Origin of the sequence: Methylotuvimicrobium buryatense (assembly GCF_005931095.1) — a bacterium.
Classification (GTDB): Bacteria; Pseudomonadota; Gammaproteobacteria; order Methylococcales; family Methylomonadaceae; genus Methylotuvimicrobium; species Methylotuvimicrobium buryatense.
Genome location: NZ_CP035467.1, coordinates 246,844 through 267,796 on the forward strand (window position 1 = coordinate 246,844; position 20,953 = coordinate 267,796).

The window sequence follows — 20,953 nt, forward strand, 5'->3', positions numbered from 1 at the left end:
GATTACTTGATTTTTTGTTGAGGCTTATTGTACTGGATATCTCCAACCGAATCCGTTTGGTAGACCTTGTCACCTTTGATTTGATATTGTTGCTTATCATACTGTTTATTACCAATCGGATCAGTTACGATTATCCGACCATTTTCTTGGATGGTGTGTGAAGATTTGTTGTATTGAATGTTACCGATTGAATTGGTTTGGTATATTCGCTCCTCGTCGGCTTGGGCACAAAGACTGAATAACCAAAAGAATGTTACTTTAAGTGATAGTTTCATGATGATTCATTAGTCAGATTTAAACAAACAAAAACCCTAATGAAGGGGTTTTTAAGCGTGATAAATAAATGAGTATCGTGCATATTTATAACCTGCTCGTACCAAAATCATCGTAGCATCAGTCAGAAAAATATCTTCAACTTCAATATTTAGCCTCTGAGAAGAGTAATGACTCACTCTTGTGAGTTAAATCTTCGTTACCTAACAATGCCGTTGTTTGTTCAGAAAAACCTATTAGTTGAAATTGTTCGAGGTGACGTTCAATAAATTTCTGTCCACTTGATGTAATCAGGTTTATATCTTTACTGATAAGTTGCATGTCGTCATTAAGTTGCTCAATAAATCGAGTCGCATTGGTTATGATACCTGCTAATTTTGCTTCTACAGCGTTGCTCAAAATATTTTTGCTACTTTCTCGCATGTCGGTATTATTATCAATACGAGCAAGTTGATCTTCTGCTTGTTGAAGGGCTCTATCTTGTAATTCTGCATATTGCTGAGATTTTTCATGAATTAAATCATAGGCTTTGCGTTGCAAGTCGATACGCATAGAGCCAATGGTTTCAACAGTTTCTACATTAATGCGAGTTAATTCTTTTTGATATTCCATCATTGCATCGGAAACCATTTTCATACGCTCAAATTCTTTATCTTTTTTAAGCTGTTCTATTTCTGTAATAATGCGGACAATTTCAGTTTCCCGCTGAATTTTCAAGTTTGTATTTAATTCCTGTTCCTTCATTTTTTGATCGGATAGCCCTGTTTCAACGCCTATCTGGCGTTCTATTTCCCGTTTAACGTCGTTGTCCTTCGCTTCTTCTTGTCGGATATAATCATTGCGTTTTAAAGGTTCTTCTGCCCAGTTGCACATCATATTTACAGGTGATAGTAAAATATCTCCTAATTTAGATAAGGCAGTACCCGTACCAATTGCAATTCCACCTATAGCCCCACCAATACCAATACTCATAACTTCTCCTCGCTAAATTGTTTGATTATCCTGTCAAATACAACACGATTTTTTTCTAAGGTAACTTCCAATATATTACGCATCGTATCTGCATTCTCACCTGCTTTCATAAATTGACTCAAAGCTGTTTGCATATCTTTGACCAATTCAACTCCTAAATTTAGTTGAGAGGAATCAGTTGTTTTTACAATAGCCCACTTGCTCAGTAATTCGAGAAAAACAGGTGTAAAAAACGTATCAATAATAGACCGTTCCTCCCCTGGTAAATGTGCCACGATATGATTAAAAACCTGCCAGTGACTACTTAACCATGTTATAAAGTATTTTTCTCTAGCTAATTTCAACATCACAGGACTGTTTTCATACTTATAAGATGGCTTATATATTTCCGTATTATGGCTCAAAAAATCTTGCACCATATCAGCCCTACATTGCTTCAATGTTTGCAGCGTGACAAATGCTGCTTTTTTATTTAACATCGGCCTTTTTGCTAATGTTATCAAGTTGGGCGCTTGTAGCTTCTCGCTTAGATTCTCCTGTCAAAATACTTAATATTTCTATGACGTGCGTTTTTGCGAGATCGCCACTCAAATCAATGCTTTTGGTATAACTGCCAACTAACTCTTGAATCCATTGTGCTGAAACAGCATTATCAACTTGGGCTACGTTCATAGTCTGAATGACATCCTTAAGAGTTTGCGTAAAAAATTGTGTCCGTTCTCTTCGCAAATCTTCCTGAAGAGTATTAGCGAATTTAATTTCTTCTTTGTATTCTTTAATAAGACCAAGATAATGCTTTTCATATTGATAAAGCAGTTCTAGCTTAGATTTTGTTTCGCTTAATTGTTCAGAAATGTGGACATCGTTTGACATGGTTGCCTCCATTGGCGTAGGTTGCGTAAAGTGTTCAAGTTGATTTAGGCGGGGGTTATAAATTTTAAGGAGTTTTTCTGCTATGGATTTTCTTTCCAGCTCACCTACGGTTAATGTATGTAAATGCGTTGCTCCCATCTTTGTGGCTGTAGTCCATAACGGATTAGTTTTCAATGCCTGAAAATTATTAGTTTCCCCTATAAAATAAGGGATGAACGAGGGAGGGGACCATAGTTGCGTTTTTTCACCTGCAAAAACAAAAACTCCCGCATTTTTACTCAGGTACTCTTGTGACATCGCCAACACTACAAATGCATATTTATCCCAATGGTAAATTTCTGCCATATTATTTTTCCTTCTTATTTTCGAATAAATATTTTTTCAACAATATTTATGGCACAAACTAAGGGAGCCGGTCTTGTAATCAAACATGCCCAGCTAGATTTAGAAGGTTAAAAACCCGATAACCCCTTACATTTTTCATCCAAATTTAACCTTACAGCTTATACTTTAGTTTTTAATTTCACAATAAAACTTTTATTGCAGAAATATTAAAACACTAAGGGAATATTCAACACCATTCCTAACCACTCCAGATGGTCAGTTTTCAATCGGTGTTAACACTACTTTGCCAATGACAGGTATCGGGAAGCATAAATCCTCACCCAAATGTCTCTTGTGGGTCGATAACGGAAAACGATTTATCGATGAAACTGCTGCGCAGTTTGCGCAGGATTCGCAGTTTATTTTTATACATCCATAAAAAAATATAAAAAATGAATTATGGTAAAAAACACTGCACAACCTGCACACCCTGCAAAGCGGTGATTAAATTATTTTTTCAACCCGGTATTTTTTTCTCGTCCCGGATGAGCCGGCGATTGTCAATCGATATCCGGACTCAATCCTGTCAATGTGCCTCATTAGAAATTTGCCCAGGCGCGGCCGGTTAATGCCGCTAGAGCTATCGGCCACATCAAATAGCGCTTGAAAAAGTGGTTCGCATGATGTGGTTGCATGTTTGACCAGTTGGTTGACCGTTACGCACTCCGTGCCAATCGCGGCGTGCCAACATTCCAGAACCCCCGCCAATTCGGATCGGATGGGATCGATGGTATCCCACCGGCATAGACCGGCGCATGGATCATCTAGACCGGCCCAAACAATTGCGTTGCGTATCCAATCCGACCACGATTCAAACGATCCAAATGGCATTAAATTTTGTCGGGGACGTCCCGCGATATCGTATGCGCGTAATACGGTTAGCGCCGCAACAACCAGATTTGCACGGTTTTTTTCGATATATGATGGAATATGGACATCAAAAATTCGCTCGTGCGGTCGTTCGATGCCGGCATCGATGACGATCGGCAAAACCCGACGCGTTAAATCGCCGACAACCGTAACATTGTTTCCCGTCGCAAAAAACGTCGCCCGGGTCGGGGCAGACACCATTTGCGTTTTTCCGAGGAGCCGATCGGTCAGTTCCGGCATCGTCAAAACGGTGCACAGTGTCTCGCTCTGAAAATAATTTTCAATATTATCCATGCAAATCAATGGTGTACCTGATATTAACAACGCCATCAGGCGCTTTCGGTCCTCATCCGCATTCGTTGATTGGGTCATGGACCGTATTCCACGCCCCGTAGCGATTTGCGCGATCGCATTGACCAAAAGCCCCTTGCCACTGCCCATTTTGGGGGATGTACATAGAAAAAGCGGGGCATTGTCGACGGTATGACGTGTTAATGCCGTTAAAATCGCGGCGATTGCGGTCGATAAATCGGATTGTTCGACGAATGGAAACCCTGATAGAGGCTTTTTCAGGACCTCGATGGCCTCGAGCGCGTCATCCCATGTCGGATTATCGGGGATCGGGGCAAAATCTGCGGCATTAAAATCGGAATACAGGCCGGTTTCAATATCGTAACCCGGATGATTGATAACCGATCCATCCGGACGCAGCGTAGGCGCATAGACGATGCCGGTCAAATGTGGGATTGGCCAGTGCCGGCGTGCCAGGAGCGTCGCAGCGAAATCAATTGGTAAATTGGTTTCGACCCAGTCTTGCTTGGTCGAACTATATTTTGTAAACCGCGCATTTTTCATTAAAAAATCGGCCAAAAACGACGCATCCACCGGAATGATTTTCGAAATCGCATTTTTTTGCGTTGGCAAAACCGCGACCAAAACGTCACTGGATTGATAAATACCGCCGGCGTTTTTTAAAATCCGCTCGCAGGCGTCGACAACCTCAGGTTTGTTACCGGATCTAATTTTGATTTCGGGTTTTGAATTCGCATCCGAGGCAAAAAAATATCGGCATCCACCATGGGCCATTGAATGGATGAGCGGTCGTCCATGCGGTGCATTGTGCCAAAATTTCGCGGTGGTCCGGCCATAATCTGGGCCCTCGATCGGATCCGCCAGCGCCTGATCATTGTAATGCTCAGGATCCGCTCGTACATCTCGAACCGTGGCCACCCCTAAATTGGCAAAATGCAGCTCAAAATTGTCGGGGAGTTCGTGAGCGCCCGCCGCGAGCTCACGAATTTGCTTTTCGGCCTGTACGGCTGAAACGCCATTATCGATTAGGCGTTCTATGTGAATGCGTTGCCATTTTTCGGAAACCCGGTTCGATTCTGATCGAGCCTCAGATTTCGCTGCATCAATGAGATTCTGAAATATTTTTTCGTCATTGGCACTCAGATCGGTTAGCAGGTGTGGCGTTAAAAATTCGCCATCTCGAAACACCGCCTCGGGTGGTCGCCATGTTAGGCCGGCACCATCGATTATCGGTTTTCCCACGAAATCCAAACGCTCCGGCGTAAAAACAAGTGCATCGATCAGGGTGCGTAGCAGAATTGCTCCAGATGTTGCAATTTCAATGTGTCCAAAACCGGCGAGCCATAATTTTTTATACAGAAATTCACCAATTCGCGGGATTTGAGATGCCTCCTGCACGGGGATATAAAGATGGAATCCCCGGGGCGCTGATTTGGCGCCGTTGTGTTCACCGGTACGTTCAACAGCGCTGGAAACCGATCCCCGCGCAAAATACGCGGATCGGCTGAATACCGGATCTATGCCGGCTAAAATGTCCACTAGCTCAGCCGGGGATTCTAAATTGCGGCCATTTTTGCCCGGATCATGGTCAAGCATCAAAATACCGGGGCCTTTTTCAAACGCAAAAAACTCGCGCGTTCGCGCGATCGCGTTGGGTGTCGATTGAACACGTTTTGCAGTCACGATTTTCACGGAATCGCCCAAATTTCGACCAAAAACGCCATAACCATACGCCGTTTTTTCGTCGGTCTCATCAAATGACGCACAAAAATCGGCAAAAGAAATGGTTTTTCGTTCGGCAATGCCCCGGCTCATCTGAGCTGCGGGGCGTTTGATGATTTGATCGTTTTCGTCGAGTGAATAGGTTTTTGATAATGGAGAGTTTTCGCTGTGAAAAACGGTGAATGAAATTTTTGAATCAGGGGATAAAGTTTTCATACCGCGCCTCCCTGGGTGCGGCGGGTGATGAACGCGTCGAGATCCGCTTTTTTGTATTTGGCCAGTCGTCCAATTTTAACCATCGGCAAATCATATCGACGTGTCGATGCCCAAATGGCGAGTGTTTTCGTTGATACGCCCAAATATATCGCGGCCTCGGAGCGTGAAAAAAGGCGTTCGTGATTTAAATTGTTCATTGATTGTTCCCAAATTTTGGGCACAAAAATGCTCATTCCACCCGAATGTAATTCAGGCGTAATACAAATTTTAAATAAAAAATAATGAATTTTTATTTAAATTTAAATACAATGGAAGAGCATTTTTTAATGTGCATAGAAAAAATATTAGTTAAGGAGTTGGCAAATTCGCGGTTTGTCAACTCCAAATTTATTTTATCATGTTTCAAATTTATCCCTGGTTACCCCCCCCCTCCGTTAGGTCTGTAAAAAACGTCATAAAAACATTTTAACAGATTTTTTAATTATCCAATTTCGACCCCTTTAGGTGGGAAATTCCTCAAAAACGAGCCGCCGGATCGTTGCTCTCCTCCTCAATTGGTGCCTCGGCACTCCGCACCCATGAAATAGCCTGATCCATTGGTAAATTTAGCCATAGGTAGGCAAAATCAATGGCATTGACCCTGTCACCGGTACGGTTGTCCACCAGTTTCCTGTCATCAATGCGATAATGTTCGGTCAATAGACCGTAATCGCGTTCGGCCTTCTCTAAAAGTGCTGCCATCGAAATATCGGCATTCAGTCGGTTAATTTCTGGTTTTTCAGCGAACCAGCACTGTGCATCGGACACCCACCAACTGAAGCCATCGAGCGCATCGAGCCGCTGCTGCTCAGCACTAAAGCCGGGATAATGAGGGTGTTTTCGAGAGTTTTCGGAAAGGTTTGTATTGGATATCCACCCATGCTGATCAGCGAGAACCGGGGTTATTTTTTGAGGGGAATAGGGCGTTCTATTCAAGTCGACCCGATTGTTTTCCCGATGCCATTCCCGATATTGTTGAACTGATTTCAGCGCCGAATCCGCCTCTTTTTGCAGGTTATAATTTGTTGAATATTGTGATCCCAGCCATTTTTGGAATGCGGCGGCCACGGATTTTTTATACGGTAAAATCCGCAGCTGATTGTCGCTCAAAAGATCCAATTTGCTGATGATCAGGTGAATGTGCGGGATGCGTTGTTTGGGGGTCTGGGTTACTGGATCGGTGACTGATTGCATGATGGGGTAATGTATTTCAGCATAAGCCGCCAATCGATTGCGGTCATAAAGATGAAAAAAATGCTCGAGCAGTTGGAGTGTTATTTCCTGCCAGCGTGCGCGCGTTAAATCGTGCTGAGCAAAAGCCGGTGAAACGGTAATGTGCCAATACGATTTTTTCCATTTTTTATGTTTTTTTACATACCGGTGAGCCGCACTGAAAACCCCGAGGTCTCCATAAATCGGCATACGTCGATCAAGCTCGTCACGGTGTAACGACCGACCTGATTTGTTGCCCTCGTTTAGATATTTTTCGATGCCGCTCTCGTGTTCTGAAATCCGAATAATCATGATGCTCCCCCGACTATATTGTTTGTATTGAGTAATTGATAAATCTGTTCCCGCAGGTCGACAACGTTCTGACTCAATTCAGCAAGAATCTTAAAGTGTCCCTCAGAGCCGAGATAGTTGCGGGAATCAACAGATATAATCAACTCACTTAATTTCGTTGTGAGCTGCGCGGCAATGGCGATCCGATAACGCTCAAGCGGATCCTCGTGCTTTACTGTCGAGGTAGTGTAATTAAGCGTCGAGTATCGTGCAAAATCGCTTGGTGTCATTAGGCGCTCACCGTGTTTATTAGTGCACCGGTTAACGAGGTTTTTATACTCTTCCTCAGTGACGCGAAAACTGATTGTGCGTGTGCGTGTTGGTGCTTTTACCTGTTTTTTTGATTGTTTAGTTGATTGCGTGTTCTGTGTCATAAGTTTTATCTCAATAAGTTTCGAATTAAGTTGGACGCTAAATATTCAAACAATGTAGGTATGTAAACATTTGCTAACGTCCCTCATAGGTATGAAATGCGCTTTTCTAGACAAAAAGGTTCAAATCAGCCTTCGGAAAAAATTATTTAATATGTGATTTCTGTCACGCCTCCTTTTTCTCTACAACGGCAAAAAATCTCCTTTGGGATAGCCGGCGCATCAATTCAACAAATTGGATTGCTGGGTGAACTTTTGGTTTTTATTCCCTGGTGTGCTCTATCGTTCCCTGTTGTAATCTCTAAAACTTTTAACAAAAACAATAGTTTATAACTAATTTCTATTGTGCTATATTTTGAGAAAAATGCAATAGAGATGACCTCAGCATGAAGACAAAACTTCCCCCTGATCACGAAATTTCACAAAACAAGTCGGCGTTTGCCGAATCGGTTGACCTGGCGCTCAACAGCCACCGGAAAACCGCCAAAATCACGGTTCGGGACAAATTGAGGCTGGTGAATGATGAGTTGATCAAATTCAAAGATACTGGGATCTCATACCGAATCATTTGCGCGCTTCTGGCAGACAAAATTGGGCTGTATGTCAGCCAACAAACGCTGCGAGACCATTGCCAACAGGAATTGGGATTTGGCAAAAGGGAAACTGGGAAATCAATCGCTAAAAAAACTCTAAAACGAACTTCACAAGCAACTGGGCAAGGAACTCAGTCGGGATCTGGAAAAACCCAATCGATAACTGATGAACGAGGAACTGGTCAATTAAGTGATGCGATTCGATCCCATTCAACCGCTACCGATGTAAAAAACCAAATTACCGAACAAACAAACAAGATATTCAACGCATTGGAGGATTATTAATGAACAATCAACCGACCAAAAAACTGATTTTGAATCTGTCGGATAAAGGGGGTACGGGGAAAAGTCTTTTCACGCGAGGGGTTGCAGATTATCTGATACGAAGGCAACTACAATCACAAACATTGCTCGTAGACGGCGATGGCGAAGTTGGCCAGCTGCTGCAATTTTACAAATCTGACGGCGCGATCAGCGCACAGATCACCGATGAGGAAAAACGTGACCAATTCGTTGAGATTTTAGAGTCGCAAAAAGCTCTTATCGTCGCCGATCTTCCGGCTGCATCGATTACGCATCTACGACGGCTAAACGACGAAATCGATTTTTTTCGCGTGGTAGGCGATTACGGTTATCAACTCATTTTTTGCAATGTCATTAGTCCCTTTAAAGCCTCGGTGCGGTCCGTCAAAGCGATGATCGAATTGGCCGGAGGTCACGCAGACTATGTCGTCGTGAAAAATCGATTTTTCGGGGATGATGGCGAATTCCATCTGTACGAGTCTGGGCAGGGGAAAAAGGCTCTGGCTCAACATGGCGGACTGGAAATCAATATGCCGAAAATCAGCACCGGTGTATTGGCCGAATTGGACGCCAAAAATATTCCGTTTTGGCGGGCCATCGATGATGTCCAGCTAAAACTAGCCTACCGCTGCCGCGTCAATCAATGGCTCAAAGACCTTGATGTCCAACTGGACCGATTGCAATTGACCGAAAATTTGCCGGAGCATCAGCATGAGCCAGCAAGCGTTTGACCTTCTCCTGAGATCTTTTTCAGCAGCTGAGCGAGAGCGAGTCATGAAAACCGCGATGGCCTATGGTTTGAGTCCTGACGATCCGGCCTGGGTGATATTGGCTGTCAACCAATCCGGATTGATGGCCATGGAAAAGGCAATTAACGAATTGAATGGCGTTCATAGCCGTGAAATCAAGGCATTCGAGGATAAGGCCCGGTTGTTGGCCGAAAAAAGTATGGATAAGGCCGCTCACGAAGCGCTGCAAAAAATCAGTGAGACATTGGCGGTGAACGCGCAAAATTTATTTCGAAAACGTGAATTACGGATAACAACCAGTTGGCTAGTCGGCGCCGCCGTTATTGGTGCTTCTTTTTATATAGGAATCTCGCTCCTCACCTACCAATACCTAGAATCCACGATTTACAAAAAAGCGTTAAACGACGCCTACCAAATCGCCCACGATGAAACGGCGCGGGCCAATTGGGCCAATACCCAAACCGGAAAAACAGCTTTTGCGCTCAGCCAGGTAACAGATATAGCGCAATTAGCCGCCTGCAATAAACCTGGGGCAGGATGGGTGCTAAATAAGGACCGAACAATCTGTTTTCCGCAGCAGGATTCGGATGGATTCATTCACGGTTGGGCAGTTCCTAAAACAAGGTAGTCGAAGGGGGATGCCTGGTAAAGTAGAGTTTGTCTGAAAATTAAAGCATTGCCCGAACGATCGCTCGGCAGCGCTCCTCGCTCCCGTACAAGGCTTGGAATTCTGTCAAGCTCATGCCTTTTTGGAATTGGACTTTGTTTTTGCTCATCTCAGTCTCCTTCTATTTCATAGTCTCAGCTAATCCATTCGACTCCTAATTTGGCTGATGCGTTTACGTAATCAAGAATCTCTATATTTTTGACCGGGAACCGAAACTGCGCTTGTGGCTAATGGAACAAGCAGGTGAAATTTTTTTTCGGAAATTCCGGTCGACAGGTCGTGTTACTGACATGCCGTTTTTGAGATGGCAGTAACATACACATGGAGTGTCGTGATGACTGAAAAAAAGGAATCTCTTTTTTAGGGGGATATGAGTGCAGCTTTGGGGCGGGGTTTGTGAGTAACTTTATTCTTATATGGACTCCTCCATTGCAAGCCAAGAGCTCTCAAAATAATGTTCCAACAGAAATCGAGATTGCCGCCAAATATTCGGCTTATTAAAGGAGTTTGTTGAACCTTCGGGCTATCCGCGCGCTTATGCCTCTATCAACTTTCCGATTTCAAAGAATCAGAATTAATGAGTATATGAGCAATCCAAACTCCAAGAATCCTCCGGATTCTGTTGTTTTTTTCCAAGTGTTGAGCGGTTGATTCAACGCAAAGACGAGTTATACCCGAACGATAATCGGGTGGTCGTCGATTATGCGATAACTCAGACAGGCACAAAGTACAATATAACGGTGACATCAACGCTACCGGAAATGGATAGCCGATCTAATTCAATGCGAGTCATGAATCGCATCTACCTCGAACGCCATGATACCGAGAAAAACCTACAACCGGTTTTATCAGCTGTTCGTTACGCGGGGCATATTGGGTGATTGGTCGGTGGTCCGGGAATGGGGCCGAGCAGCATCACCGGGAGCCATGCGGAAAGATTGGTTCGATACCGAGCCGGAAGTATTGGAAGCCGCTGAAAAAGTTTTTGATGCCAAGAAGAAAAAAGGGCTACCGGGTCCTCATTGAAAATCTGATAGCACCTATACAAAGCATGGTCTAAGATTACAATCGAACCACACCACACCGAATCGAATCACGATCATGGCCACTACAGAAGCATTCACCGTCAGAACCGAACAAGATATCATGTGTCAACTCGACAACATTGCCGAATCGCTGGATCGATCGCGAAATTACATTGTAAATCAAGCCCTGAAAGAATATCTGCAACATCAGGCCTGGCAGAGCGAGAAAATCAATCAAGAGATTGCCGTCGCCGATCGTGGCGAAATTGCCGATCACGATGACATGATGCGGGAGCTGGAAGACCTGATCGAAGAAAAAGCGAAAGACCGCGCGTGAAAATCGTTTGGACTGAACCCGCCCGACAGGGTTTAAGGGTCAATTTTAAGCTACATTGCCGAAGAATACCCCAGAGTTGCCTGTGCTTTATTGGCCGAGATCAAAGATTGCGTTGGTATATGATAGAAAATCAAATGCGTACGGTTACCGTGGGTGGTTTATGCTAATTTTCAAACTATCTGGAATACTCATTAAGATATTTTTGACAATTATGAATCTTGCTCAAAATACCAGGTTAATTTTGTATAACCGCTTGGCTTTACTGTATATTTGAAAAATATTTAACTTAATTTAATAGACTTAAATGACTTTGGTTGCATAATGAACTTTGGATTTGATGTGAGTTTTTCTTGCGTGGATCTCTTTTGTGGCGCTGGTGGCCTAACACACGGATTCACGCAAGAGGGCATACCCGTTGTAGCAGGTATCGACTTAGACCCCGCTTGCCGTTTTCCTTACGAGACTAACAACACTGTCAGGTTTTTGGAGCGTGACATAAGCCAAGTCACTGGCGATGAAATCAATGAATTGTTTGGCGATTCTGAGCTGAAAATATTGGCCGGCTGTGCACCTTGTCAACCATTTTCTACTTACGCGCAACGGTACGAAACCGACGGAATAGATGGTAAATGGGGGTTGCTCTATCAATTTGTTCGATTGGTAAGGGAAACCAACCCGGATGTAATCACGATGGAAAACGTACCGACAGTCGTCAGACATCAGGTCTTCCATGATTTCGTGACGGAATTGAAGAATTTAGAATACCACGTCTGGTATGGCGTCGTGGATAGTTCACTATACGGTGTTCCGCAATCTCGGCGCCGTATGGTTCTTTTGGCTTCCAGATTCGGCGAGATTCGAATGATCGAACCTACTCATTCAAAACCAATGACCGTCGAAGAGGCCATCGGGAATATGCCTATCATCGAGGCTGGAGAGTCTAATCCTGATGACAAATTACACATTGCATCGACACTTTCAGATAAAAATCTTCAACGGATTCGGATTTCCAAACCTGGTGGCACTTGGCGAGATTGGCCGGAGCATCTGATAGCCGATTGCCATAAATCCAAGACAGGTAAAACCTATCCAAGTGTCTATGGTCGAATGGAATGGGACAAGCCCGCTCCGACGATGACCACACAATGCTATGGTTTCGGAAACGGACGCTTTGGTCACCCTGAACAAGATCGTGCCATTTCCTTGAGAGAAGCCGCCATCCTTCAAAGTTTCCCAAAAGACTACGTATTTTTACCAGAAGAGGCCGAAGTAAGCTTCAAGGCTTTGGGTCGGATGATAGGTAATGCAGTGCCCGTTGAATTAGGTAGAGCCATTGCGAGGAGCATCACCAACCATTTGTCGATAGCCGTTTCCAGCTAATAAATTCAGTCATTCTCGGTGAGACGAATCCAAGCCTCGTCACCACAAGCCAGTCATCGAATGAAGAAGATCAGGCAGACTGGTACCAAAGCCGAAATGGCTTTGAGAAAAGCTTTGCAGCGCTCTGGACTACGCTATCGAGTAAATTACCAAGTGCTGAAGAAGCCACGACGTATTGCAGACGTGGCCTTTACCAAGCTCAAAATTGCGATTTTCGTCGACGGATGTTTCTGGCATGGTTGCCCGGAACATGCGAGTTGGCCTAAGAGTAATGCGGAGTTTTGGCAGCATAAGATCGAAGCCAATCGGGCTCGAGATGCCGATACCGATGCCAAGTTGAAAGAAATCGGCTGGACCGTGATTCGTGTTTGGGAACACGAATGCCCAGAAATGGCTGCCGATAAAATCAATGCAGTCATCGATGTGAAACGGAGCGAGGCCAAAGTAAGTCTCGACCAAAATAATAATAGTGAAGAGAACACAGATGGAACTCATGAATCAAGCGGTCGATGAAAACACGAGAATTTATTATGCTACACCGCCGGAACCAGGCCAGTTGGTAGAAGTCAGACGCCGGCAATGGGTCGTAGCCGACGTCGTATCATCGCAATTGGCGACCAACCACGCTCGACAGAATCTGGTGACCTTGTCCTCCATCGACGAAGATGGTCTCGGCGAGGAATTGGAAGTCATTTGGGAAATCGAACCCGGCGCTCACACCATAGAGCGAGCTGGTTTGCCTTCGATTTCTGGTCAGGACGATCCCGATACGTTGGAAGCCTTTCTCGATGCAGTACGTTGGGGAGCCGCAACCAACGCCGATCGCGGTTTCCTGCAAGCACCCTTCCGTAGCGGCGTCAGCATCGAAGACTTCCAGCTAGATCCGCTGGTCAGAGCCATCGACATGGCCCGTGTCAACTTGTTGATCGCCGATGACGTGGGTTTGGGTAAGACCATCGAGGCTGGTTTGGTCATTCAGGAATTACTGCTCAGACATCGGGCGCGCACCGTCTTGATCGTTTGTCCAGCCTCTCTACAAGAAAAATGGCGTGTCGAGATGCTGGAGAAATTTGGTCTCGAATTCCAGATAGTCGATACGGCCTATATCAAGCAGTTGCGCCGTGAACGGGGCATTCACGCCAATCCCTGGACGTCACATCCAAGACTCATCACATCCATGGACTGGGCAAAGACGGGTGAAGGTCTCAGGCTGATGCGTGACGTTCTGCCTCCCCACATCGGTTTTCCCCGTAAATTCGACATCTTGGTCGTCGACGAAGCACACAATGTCGCTCCTTCGGCCGGAGCGCATTATGCCCTGGAAAGCCAACGCACTCGTTTCATCCGTGCCATTGGCCCGCACTTCCAGCATCGGTTGTTCCTGACGGCTACGCCGCACAACGGTTACACCGAATCCTTCACCTCACTACTGGAACTCCTCGACGACCAGCGCTTCGCACGCAACATCCTACCGGACGAAAAACGCCTCTCGCAAGTCATGATCCGCCGTTTGAAGAGTGATCTGGTCGATGGCGATGGTAATCCAATCTACCCCAAGCGGGTATTACAACCCTTGTTGGTGGCCTATACCGACGAAGAACGGGCCATTCATCAGAAGCTCGACGAATATTGTTCCAGCCGAGAAAAATCGGCTGCTCAAAATAATGATGCATTCGGCACGGCCTTCACCAACCGCTTGTTGAAGAAACGTCTGTTTTCATCACCAGCGGCATTCGCTTCGACTTTGGAAAAACACATTGCCAGTCTTTCGGGCGCGGGTACTCGGCAAAAACGCGATGTCATGGCCGAGCGCATCTTGTATAAGGCGATACTCAAGGTCGAGGAAGATTACGCCAATGACCAAGACTACGAGACTGCACAAGCCGAAGCCGTCGAAGAAGCTTCTCGGCGAGCGCCCGAGCTGACTCCAGAGCAACGTATACTATTGGATGAACTCAGGTCTTGGGCGCAACGGGTCAAGAATCAAGCCGATTCCAAAGCCAATAGCGTACTCGAATGGTGTAAAGAACATCTCAAGACCCATGGCGATTGGAACGACAACCGTGTCATTCTTTTCACCGAGTACCGTACTACCCATCAATGGCTACATGAAATCCTGGCCAGCCATGGTTTTGGCGGTGAGCGTCTGGAGATTTTGCACGGCGGCATGGATCACGATGAGCGCGAGAGAGTCAAGGCTGCATTCCAAACCTCGCCGCGCGACTCCGCAGTGCGTATCCTGCTTGCCACCGATGCGGCTTCCGAAGGTATCGACTTGCAGAACCACTGTCATTGCTTGATCCACCTGGAAATTCCCTACAATCCCAATGTCATGGAGCAACGCAACGGTCGTGTCGACCGGCATGGTCAGCGGCATTCAGAAGTGTTGATCTGGCATCCCGTCGACGGTGGTGATTCAGGAAAGGACAAGGTCGGTGGCCACGGCGAAGACATCATTCGAGCCTTACGCAAACTGGACTCGATGCGCGCCGACATGGGCAGCGTCAATCCGGTCATCGCTCCGCAGATGGCAGGATTGATCGAAGGTTCGCTCACGGACCTGGATACCCGCCTTGCCGAAGCCAAAATCGCCGGCGCCCGAAAATACGTCAAAGCAGAGCGAGAACTCAAGGCTCGTGTCGCCAAATTGCACGAACGGTTACTAGAGACCCGTCACGATTTTCACCTCACGCCCCAACACATCGAAATGGCCGTGCAAACCGCGCTGAAACTCGCCGGCAAACCACAGTTGCAAAGCATTCGCATACCATCCACGCCAGATGATTCCGTGTTCAAGATGCCAGCACTTGCAGGATCTTGGGCACGCTGCCTGGAAGGCTTGCGACACCCTCATACCCAAGTCACTCGCCCGATCACATTCGATCATGCCGTCGCCAATGGCCGTGACGACGTGGTGCTGATCCATCTCAATCATCGTTTGGTGCAGATGTGTCTGAGACTGCTGAGGGCCGAGATCTGGGCACAGGACGACGTCAAGAAGTTACATCGTGTAACGGTACGAAGCGTATCGGATTCCGAACTGAACGAAATGGCCGTGGTGGTGATTTCTCGTTTGCTCATCACCGGCGGAAACCATCACCGTTTGCACGAGGAATTGACCTTTGCCGGTGGTTATCTCCGCGAGCAAGGCTTCAAACGGGAAGATGGCGTCACGCGCATCCAACACTGGTTGGACCAGGCCAAACCGGCAATGGCCGACGAGGCCAATTTTCAAACGTTGCGTTTTCGCTTCGAACAAAGCGAAAACGCATTACTGCAAACCGTCGATGTCCGTTCCAAGGATAGACTCAAGCATTTGATCAACACCCTGAACACTAGAAAGGCCCAAGAAATCGAAGACATCACCAACGTCCTATCGGAACTCGAAAAAGCCATCCAGGCCGAATTGCACAAAGACGAACAGCCACAACAATTCGACATGTTCAGCGATGACGAGAAAACCCAACTAAAGCGCGACATCGGTGCGTTGCAAGCGCGCTTGGATCGCATCCCCGAGGAACGCCAGCGAGAAATCCAAGCCATCGAGGCTCGCTATGCCGACTTCACTGACCGAACCTTCCCGGTCGCTGTCGTCTTTCTGATCCCCACAGGCATGGAAGTTGGTGTACGAACATGAGTTTCAATGAATCGCATGCGGAATGGTTGTCGCTGATCGAAATATCCGGCCCGTTCCTGGCGGTGCCGGTACTAAAAGAGGTATTCCCGCAAGGCCTCGAGCAACTGGATGCCAACAAGCGCAAACGTCTGCGCCAAGCCTACGAGGAATGGCGAGAAGCGTTGGAAAACGACGATCCACGCTTTTCCGAATTACATCAGGCCTGGATAGCCGAAGTGCTGGACCGTGGTTTGGAATTGGACGAGGACGGGCGCGGAGACGTGTTGAAACGTGGTACGGCCATTCCCGACAAACTGATCATAGATTTGCCCGAATACGGCGTGAAACTGGCGCCGGATGCCGCCGTGATCGACGAACAGAGCGGCAATGCCCTGATGTTGATCCAAACCTTTCCGGTCCACACCGATCTGGAAGCCACCAGTAAGCGTGATGGCTGGGCCACGAATCCGGCGGAAAGGATGGTGAACCTCTGCCGCCGAACCGGATGCCGATTGGGATTGCTGACCAATGGCGAACGCTGGATGTTGGTGGATGCCCCCGTCGGTGCCGTTACCACCTTCGCCAGTTGGTATGCCCGCTTGTGGGGACAAGAACCGATTACGCTGCAAGCCTTCGTGCATTTGCTCGGTATTCGCCGTTTCTTCGTCGACGAGTCGGAACGATTGCCGGCATTGTTCGATCGGTCACTGAAACACCAAGACGAAGTCACCGAAGCCCTCGGCGAACAGGTGCGTCGTGCTGTGGAGGTATTGATCCAGTCCTTGGACAAAGCCGACCTGGACCGTGACCGCACCTTGTTGGCGGATGTCTCGACCGCCGAGATCTACGAAGCCTCATTGACGGTGATGATGCGCTTGGTGTTCCTGTTGTCCGCCGAGGAACGCGGTTTGTTGCTGTTGGGTGACGGACGTTACGAATCCCACTATGCGCTATCCACGTTGCGAATGCAGCTGCGTGCCGACAGCGCGGAAATCCTCGAACGTCGTTGGGATGCCTGGTCACGACTATTGGCCTTGTTCCGTGCTGTCTTCGGCGGCATCGAACACGAGAACCTGCGCATGCCAGCCTTGGGTGGCTCATTGTTCGATCCGGACCGGTTTCCTTTCCTGGAAGGACGTGACAAACACAGCCAGTGGCGCATTGATCCCGCCAAACCACTACCCATCGACAACCGCACCGTCCTATTGCTGTTGGACGCGATCCAGCAATTCCAGGGCCGCACCTTGTCTTATCGGGCACTGGACGTAGAACAGATCGGCTACGTCTATGAAGGTTTGCTAGAACGCACCGTCAAACGTGCCAAGGACGTCACTTTGGAATTGGACGCTACCAAGAGCGCCAAATCACCTTGGGTGACCTTGACTGAGTTGGAAACGGCGCGAACAGCCGGCGCCGAAAAACTGGCTGAATTGCTTCGCGAGCGTTCCGGCAGTTCGGCCAGTCGTATCCGTAACGACCTGGCCAAAGTAGTCGACGATTTACTGGCCGACAAACTGCTGACGGCATGTCACGCCGACGTTGCGTTGCGCGATCGCGTCAAGCCATTCGCCAATCTACTGCGTGTCGATCCTTGGGGGTATCCGCTTGTCTATCCTAAAGACTCATTCATGGTCACCACCGGTTCCGACCGGCGCGAGACCGGCACCCATTACACCCCCAAATCCCTGACCGAAGCCATCGTCACCGAGACCCTCACGCCCGTGGTCTATGTCGGCCCGGCGGAAGGCAAACCGCGCGAGGAGTGGCAGCTCAAATCGGCCGCCGAATTGTTGGATCTAAAGATCTGCGATCCGGCCATGGGCTCCGGCGCGTTCTTGGTGCAAGTCTGCCGCTGGTTGGCGGAACGTTTGGTCGAGGCCTGGAGCCAAGCGGAATCGTCTGGCAAATACGTCACGGTCGACGGCGAGGTTCGCGACGCCGTGACCGGCGAGGAGACCTTGCCGAGAGACGACGAAGAACGCATCGTCATCGCCCGCCGCTTGATCGCCGAGCGCTGCTTGTACGGTGTGGACTTGAATCCATTGGCGGTGGAACTGGCCAAACTTTCGATCTGGTTGGTGACGCTTGCAAAAGGACGGCCGTTCGGTTTTCTGGACCACAATCTGCGCTGTGGCGACAGTCTACTGGGCATACACCGATTGGATCAGCTCACCGAATTGAGCATGACGCCGGGTCAGAAGAATACGCAGATGCGCATCTTCGGCCGGAACATCGAACAGGCCGTCGCCGAAGCCATCGAATTACGCAAACGCTTACGCCAAATGCCGATTCGGGACATTCATGACGTGGAGGCGATGGCCAGGCTAGATACCGAAGCCAAAGCAAAACTCGAAGCTCCGGAACTGATAGCGGATACATTTATCGGTGAAGTTTTTCGTACCGAGGGAAATATAAATGCCCTTGTTCCAACGCTTACAGTATTATCGATTGAGGCTGAGCAATATTTGCTTGGAGATATTAAAACTCATAAACATATTTCGGACCGCGCATTCCTTAGTCTATCGAAGGATTTGTCAACAAAAAATGAACGACTAAAGCCTTTTCATTGGGCCTTAGAGTTTCCCGAAGTTTTTTCTATCAAGAATGGTTTTGATGCAATTATAGGAAACCCGCCATACCACCACGGAAGTAGAATATCTAGTATATTTGGTAATCGATATTTAAAAACATTATTATCAGTGTATGAGAAATCACTTGGAAAGGCTGATCTTTGCACCTATTTCCTTAGAAAAGGGTTTTCGTTAATTCGAAAAGATGGCTGTATTGGCGTAATCGTTTAGCCCCCCATCACTAAAAAAGTAGCATCTCCCGTTAAAACATGAAAAGCTATAGGACATGACGTTGAGCGACCGAGACCTTAGCCAAATGGACACGGACTATCTGGATGATTTGCCGGAGGGTGAGTTGCGTCCATTGAGTAAGCAACTGTTGGCGGATCTCAAAGAAGCCCGAGAACGACTCAAACAATCCCCGGATACGAGTTCGCGTCCGCCGTCATCCCGGGAGCCTTGGCAATCGAATCAATCCAGCGCCGAACCGTCGGAAGAAGCGCCGGCAACGGACGACTTGTCGGCACTGGATTCGTCTGAGTCTTCGTCAGATGACTTACCTAGCCAGGACTCGGCAACACCTCCGGCGGCGACCGGTGATAGCGGAAAGCCTAAAAAAGCCGGGCGCCAAGTCGGTAGCCCAGGCTATAGCCGCAACCTGACCTTACCGGTGACACGGACAATTGAGCATCGCCCGGATTGCTGCGCCGCGTGTGGGCAATCGTTTGCCGACAACACCGACTATCGACCCTGGAACGCCCGGTTCGAACTGGAGCTTGAAGTCGGCAACGCCGAATCGCCGAAATTACAAATCGAACATAGCCGACATGACTACTTCTCGGCGACCTGTCCCTGCGGTCATCAAACCCTTGCCGAGCCCGGGCGAGGCGCCGACGAAGACGGCTGGAGCGTAGCCCTGAGCGAATGGCATCTGTGCGGCCCCCGGCTGGTCAGTTTTCTGGTCTATCTCTCATTGTCCCTACGGGCATCGCGCCGCAGAATCCAAGCCTATTTGCGCGATTGGCTGGGAATCTACCTCAGCACCAGCACCATTAATCAATGCATTCATGAAGCGGGACGTGCCGTTGCGCCGGTCGTCGACGAGCAGTTGATCGCGGAACTCAAGGCCGCCGGCCTCTTACATATCGATGAAACACCCTGGAAAGAAGCCGGGCAGTTATTTTGGCTCTGGGTCTTTGTCAGCGCACAGACGGTGATTTATCAAGTGGGCAAACGCCATCGTCTCGTCGTGAACCAGCTCTTAGGGGAAGCGTTTTGCGGCTTACTGATGACCGACGGCTACAGCGTCTATCGCATCTTTCCTAGGCGCTTGCGCTGTTGGGCGCACTTGGTGCGCAAGGCCCGAGCACTGTATCAGTGCCTGGATAGCGAAGGACAAGCTTTCGGCGAAGCCTTGTTATTGGCCATGATCCTGTTGATGCGCAACATCCACCGACTCCGCGAATCGCCGCCGGATGCCGAATCCTTATGGGCGCAGAATCAACAGTTGCTGACCTTGCTGCGCTCGCTCTGCGAGACGCACCGAGACATCGCGCATGTTGACAGCCGACAATTAGCCGGCGAATTTCTCAACGATTGGGAGGCCATCGTGCGCGTGGTCGAAACGCCGGCGCATCCATTGACCAACAACGTGGCGGAACGCAGTTTGCGGCACTGGGTATTGCTGCGCAAAATCACCTTCGGTTCGCGGACGGCACAAGGCAGTCGCGTGGTTGCCTTGCTGGCGAGCGTGATTGATACCGCGCGTTTGAGAGACCTGAATCCTTGGGAGTTTATTGCTCAAACACTGGCCGAACGCCGTAAAAACCAACCCGTCCCTCGTTTGCCTATGCCGGTTTTGGCGTGATAGGAACAGGGGGGGGCTAAACGATTACGTATTGGCTTATTAGTAACAAATAGCATATCAGAAGGCGAAAACCTCAAAGCATCTCTAATTCCGATTACAGAGGACTCAGGTAAGATTTATTCGGCTCTGACAGATATAAAGTGGCCTGGCACTGCTTCGGTTTATGTTTCGGTAGCTTTTTTAATTAAAGGCGATTGGAATGGCTGCTTATATATCAATAATATTTTGGTTGGAAACATATCTCCTCGATT

Annotated in this window: 18 protein-coding genes; 10 read left to right on the forward strand and 8 right to left on the reverse strand. The window is 47.9% G+C overall.

Annotated features, from left to right (window positions below; genetic code table 11):
- Positions 1–2: 2 nt before the first annotated feature.
- From EQU24_RS01220 to EQU24_RS01255, 8 genes are all read right to left on the reverse strand, one after another.
- Entirely contained in the window at positions 3–275 is a 273-nt protein-coding gene (locus EQU24_RS01220) for a hypothetical protein (RefSeq protein WP_017841254.1), read from the reverse strand.
- Positions 276–417: 142 nt separating this feature from the next.
- Positions 418–1,245 (reverse strand): hypothetical protein, encoded by an 828-nt coding sequence (locus tag EQU24_RS01225; protein ID WP_017841253.1) that lies wholly within the window; start codon positions 1,243–1,245, stop codon positions 418–420.
- Complete coding sequence (locus tag EQU24_RS01230) at positions 1,242–1,724, reverse strand: hypothetical protein (RefSeq protein ID WP_017841252.1); 483 nt, start codon at positions 1,722–1,724, stop codon at positions 1,242–1,244. The genes EQU24_RS01225 and EQU24_RS01230 overlap by 4 nt, the downstream gene beginning before the upstream one ends.
- A complete protein-coding gene (locus tag EQU24_RS01235; RefSeq protein ID WP_017841251.1) occupies positions 1,714–2,463 on the reverse strand; it encodes a hypothetical protein in 750 nt (249 codons plus the stop codon). The genes EQU24_RS01230 and EQU24_RS01235 overlap by 11 nt, the downstream gene beginning before the upstream one ends.
- Before the next feature lie 483 nt (positions 2,464–2,946).
- Positions 2,947–5,622, reverse strand: a complete 2,676-nt coding sequence (locus EQU24_RS01240; protein WP_017841250.1) for a hypothetical protein — start codon at positions 5,620–5,622, stop codon at positions 2,947–2,949.
- Positions 5,619–5,819 (reverse strand): helix-turn-helix domain-containing protein, encoded by a 201-nt coding sequence (locus EQU24_RS01245; protein WP_040575718.1) that lies wholly within the window; start codon positions 5,817–5,819, stop codon positions 5,619–5,621. Before EQU24_RS01245 ends, EQU24_RS01240 begins: the two co-directional genes overlap by 4 nt.
- 319 nt (positions 5,820–6,138) lie before the next feature.
- The gene (locus tag EQU24_RS01250; protein WP_017841248.1) at positions 6,139–7,185 is read right to left on the reverse strand and encodes a hypothetical protein; all 1,047 of its coding nucleotides are present in this window, start codon (positions 7,183–7,185) and stop codon (positions 6,139–6,141) included.
- A complete protein-coding gene (locus tag EQU24_RS01255; protein WP_017841247.1) occupies positions 7,182–7,598 on the reverse strand; it encodes a hypothetical protein in 417 nt (138 codons plus the stop codon). The genes EQU24_RS01250 and EQU24_RS01255 overlap by 4 nt, the downstream gene beginning before the upstream one ends.
- 383 nt (positions 7,599–7,981) lie before the next feature.
- On the opposite strand from EQU24_RS01255, the gene EQU24_RS01260 reads away from it, so the two are divergent.
- The 10 genes from EQU24_RS01260 (at position 7,982) to tnpC (ending at position 20,702) form a co-directional block, all read left to right on the forward strand.
- Positions 7,982–8,473, forward strand: coding sequence for a hypothetical protein (locus tag EQU24_RS01260; RefSeq protein ID WP_017841246.1), 492 nt, complete (start codon positions 7,982–7,984; stop codon positions 8,471–8,473).
- The gene (locus tag EQU24_RS01265; protein WP_017841245.1) at positions 8,473–9,222 is read left to right on the forward strand and encodes a P-loop NTPase family protein; all 750 of its coding nucleotides are present in this window, start codon (positions 8,473–8,475) and stop codon (positions 9,220–9,222) included. The genes EQU24_RS01260 and EQU24_RS01265 overlap by 1 nt, the downstream gene beginning before the upstream one ends.
- A 43-nt stretch (positions 9,223–9,265) precedes the next feature.
- On the forward strand, positions 9,266–9,868 hold the full coding sequence (locus tag EQU24_RS01270) for a hypothetical protein (RefSeq protein WP_017841244.1): 603 nt from the start codon (positions 9,266–9,268) through the stop codon (positions 9,866–9,868).
- 855 nt (positions 9,869–10,723) lie between these two features.
- Positions 10,724–10,933: a WGR domain-containing protein gene (locus EQU24_RS01275; RefSeq protein ID WP_017841242.1), complete on the forward strand. Its 210-nt coding sequence runs from the start codon at positions 10,724–10,726 to the stop codon at positions 10,931–10,933.
- Positions 10,934–11,008: 75 nt separating this feature from the next.
- Positions 11,009–11,269: a CopG family ribbon-helix-helix protein gene (locus EQU24_RS01280; RefSeq protein WP_017841241.1), complete on the forward strand. Its 261-nt coding sequence runs from the start codon at positions 11,009–11,011 to the stop codon at positions 11,267–11,269.
- 321 nt (positions 11,270–11,590) lie between these two features.
- Positions 11,591–12,649: a DNA cytosine methyltransferase gene (locus tag EQU24_RS01285; RefSeq protein ID WP_017841240.1), complete on the forward strand. Its 1,059-nt coding sequence runs from the start codon at positions 11,591–11,593 to the stop codon at positions 12,647–12,649.
- An 18-nt stretch (positions 12,650–12,667) separates the two neighbouring features.
- On the forward strand, positions 12,668–13,162 hold the full coding sequence (locus EQU24_RS01290) for a very short patch repair endonuclease (protein WP_201764862.1): 495 nt from the start codon (positions 12,668–12,670) through the stop codon (positions 13,160–13,162).
- Positions 13,143–16,286, forward strand: a complete 3,144-nt coding sequence (gene drmD / locus EQU24_RS01295) for a DISARM system SNF2-like helicase DrmD (protein WP_138767051.1) — start codon at positions 13,143–13,145, stop codon at positions 16,284–16,286. Before EQU24_RS01290 ends, drmD begins: the two co-directional genes overlap by 20 nt.
- Positions 16,283–19,066 carry an Eco57I restriction-modification methylase domain-containing protein gene (locus tag EQU24_RS01300; RefSeq protein ID WP_017841237.1) on the forward strand — a complete coding sequence of 928 codons (2,784 nt, stop codon included), beginning with the start codon at positions 16,283–16,285 and terminating at the stop codon, positions 19,064–19,066. Before drmD ends, EQU24_RS01300 begins: the two co-directional genes overlap by 4 nt.
- Positions 19,067–19,121: 55 nt before the next feature.
- Entirely contained in the window at positions 19,122–20,702 is a 1,581-nt protein-coding gene (tnpC, locus tag EQU24_RS01305) for an IS66 family transposase (RefSeq protein WP_244310896.1), read from the forward strand.
- The last annotated feature ends 251 nt before the right edge of the window (positions 20,703–20,953 follow it).

Bases quoted from the DNA above. Each gene is read 5' to 3' on its own strand.
- EQU24_RS01220 (WP_017841254.1), bottom strand. From the start codon at position 275: ATGAAACTATCACTTAAAGTAACATTCTTTTGGTTATTCAGTCTTTGT.
- EQU24_RS01225 (WP_017841253.1), bottom strand. From the start codon at position 1,245: ATGAGTATTGGTATTGGTGGGGCTATAGGTGGAATTGCAATTGGTACG.
- EQU24_RS01230 (WP_017841252.1), bottom strand. From the start codon at position 1,724: ATGTTAAATAAAAAAGCAGCATTTGTCACGCTGCAAACATTGAAGCAA.
- EQU24_RS01235 (WP_017841251.1), bottom strand. From the start codon at position 2,463: ATGGCAGAAATTTACCATTGGGATAAATATGCATTTGTAGTGTTGGCG.
- EQU24_RS01240 (WP_017841250.1), bottom strand. From the start codon at position 5,622: ATGAAAACTTTATCCCCTGATTCAAAAATTTCATTCACCGTTTTTCAC.
- EQU24_RS01245 (WP_040575718.1), bottom strand. From the start codon at position 5,819: ATGAACAATTTAAATCACGAACGCCTTTTTTCACGCTCCGAGGCCGCG.
- EQU24_RS01250 (WP_017841248.1), bottom strand. From the start codon at position 7,185: ATGATTATTCGGATTTCAGAACACGAGAGCGGCATCGAAAAATATCTA.
- EQU24_RS01255 (WP_017841247.1), bottom strand. From the start codon at position 7,598: ATGACACAGAACACGCAATCAACTAAACAATCAAAAAAACAGGTAAAA.
- EQU24_RS01260 (WP_017841246.1), top strand. From the start codon at position 7,982: ATGAAGACAAAACTTCCCCCTGATCACGAAATTTCACAAAACAAGTCG.
- EQU24_RS01265 (WP_017841245.1), top strand. From the start codon at position 8,473: ATGAACAATCAACCGACCAAAAAACTGATTTTGAATCTGTCGGATAAA.
- EQU24_RS01270 (WP_017841244.1), top strand. From the start codon at position 9,266: ATGAAAACCGCGATGGCCTATGGTTTGAGTCCTGACGATCCGGCCTGG.
- EQU24_RS01275 (WP_017841242.1), top strand. From the start codon at position 10,724: ATGATACCGAGAAAAACCTACAACCGGTTTTATCAGCTGTTCGTTACG.
- EQU24_RS01280 (WP_017841241.1), top strand. From the start codon at position 11,009: ATGGCCACTACAGAAGCATTCACCGTCAGAACCGAACAAGATATCATG.
- EQU24_RS01285 (WP_017841240.1), top strand. From the start codon at position 11,591: ATGAACTTTGGATTTGATGTGAGTTTTTCTTGCGTGGATCTCTTTTGT.
- drmD (WP_138767051.1), top strand. From the start codon at position 13,143: ATGAATCAAGCGGTCGATGAAAACACGAGAATTTATTATGCTACACCG.
- EQU24_RS01300 (WP_017841237.1), top strand. From the start codon at position 16,283: ATGAGTTTCAATGAATCGCATGCGGAATGGTTGTCGCTGATCGAAATA.
- tnpC (WP_244310896.1), top strand. From the start codon at position 19,122: ATGACGTTGAGCGACCGAGACCTTAGCCAAATGGACACGGACTATCTG.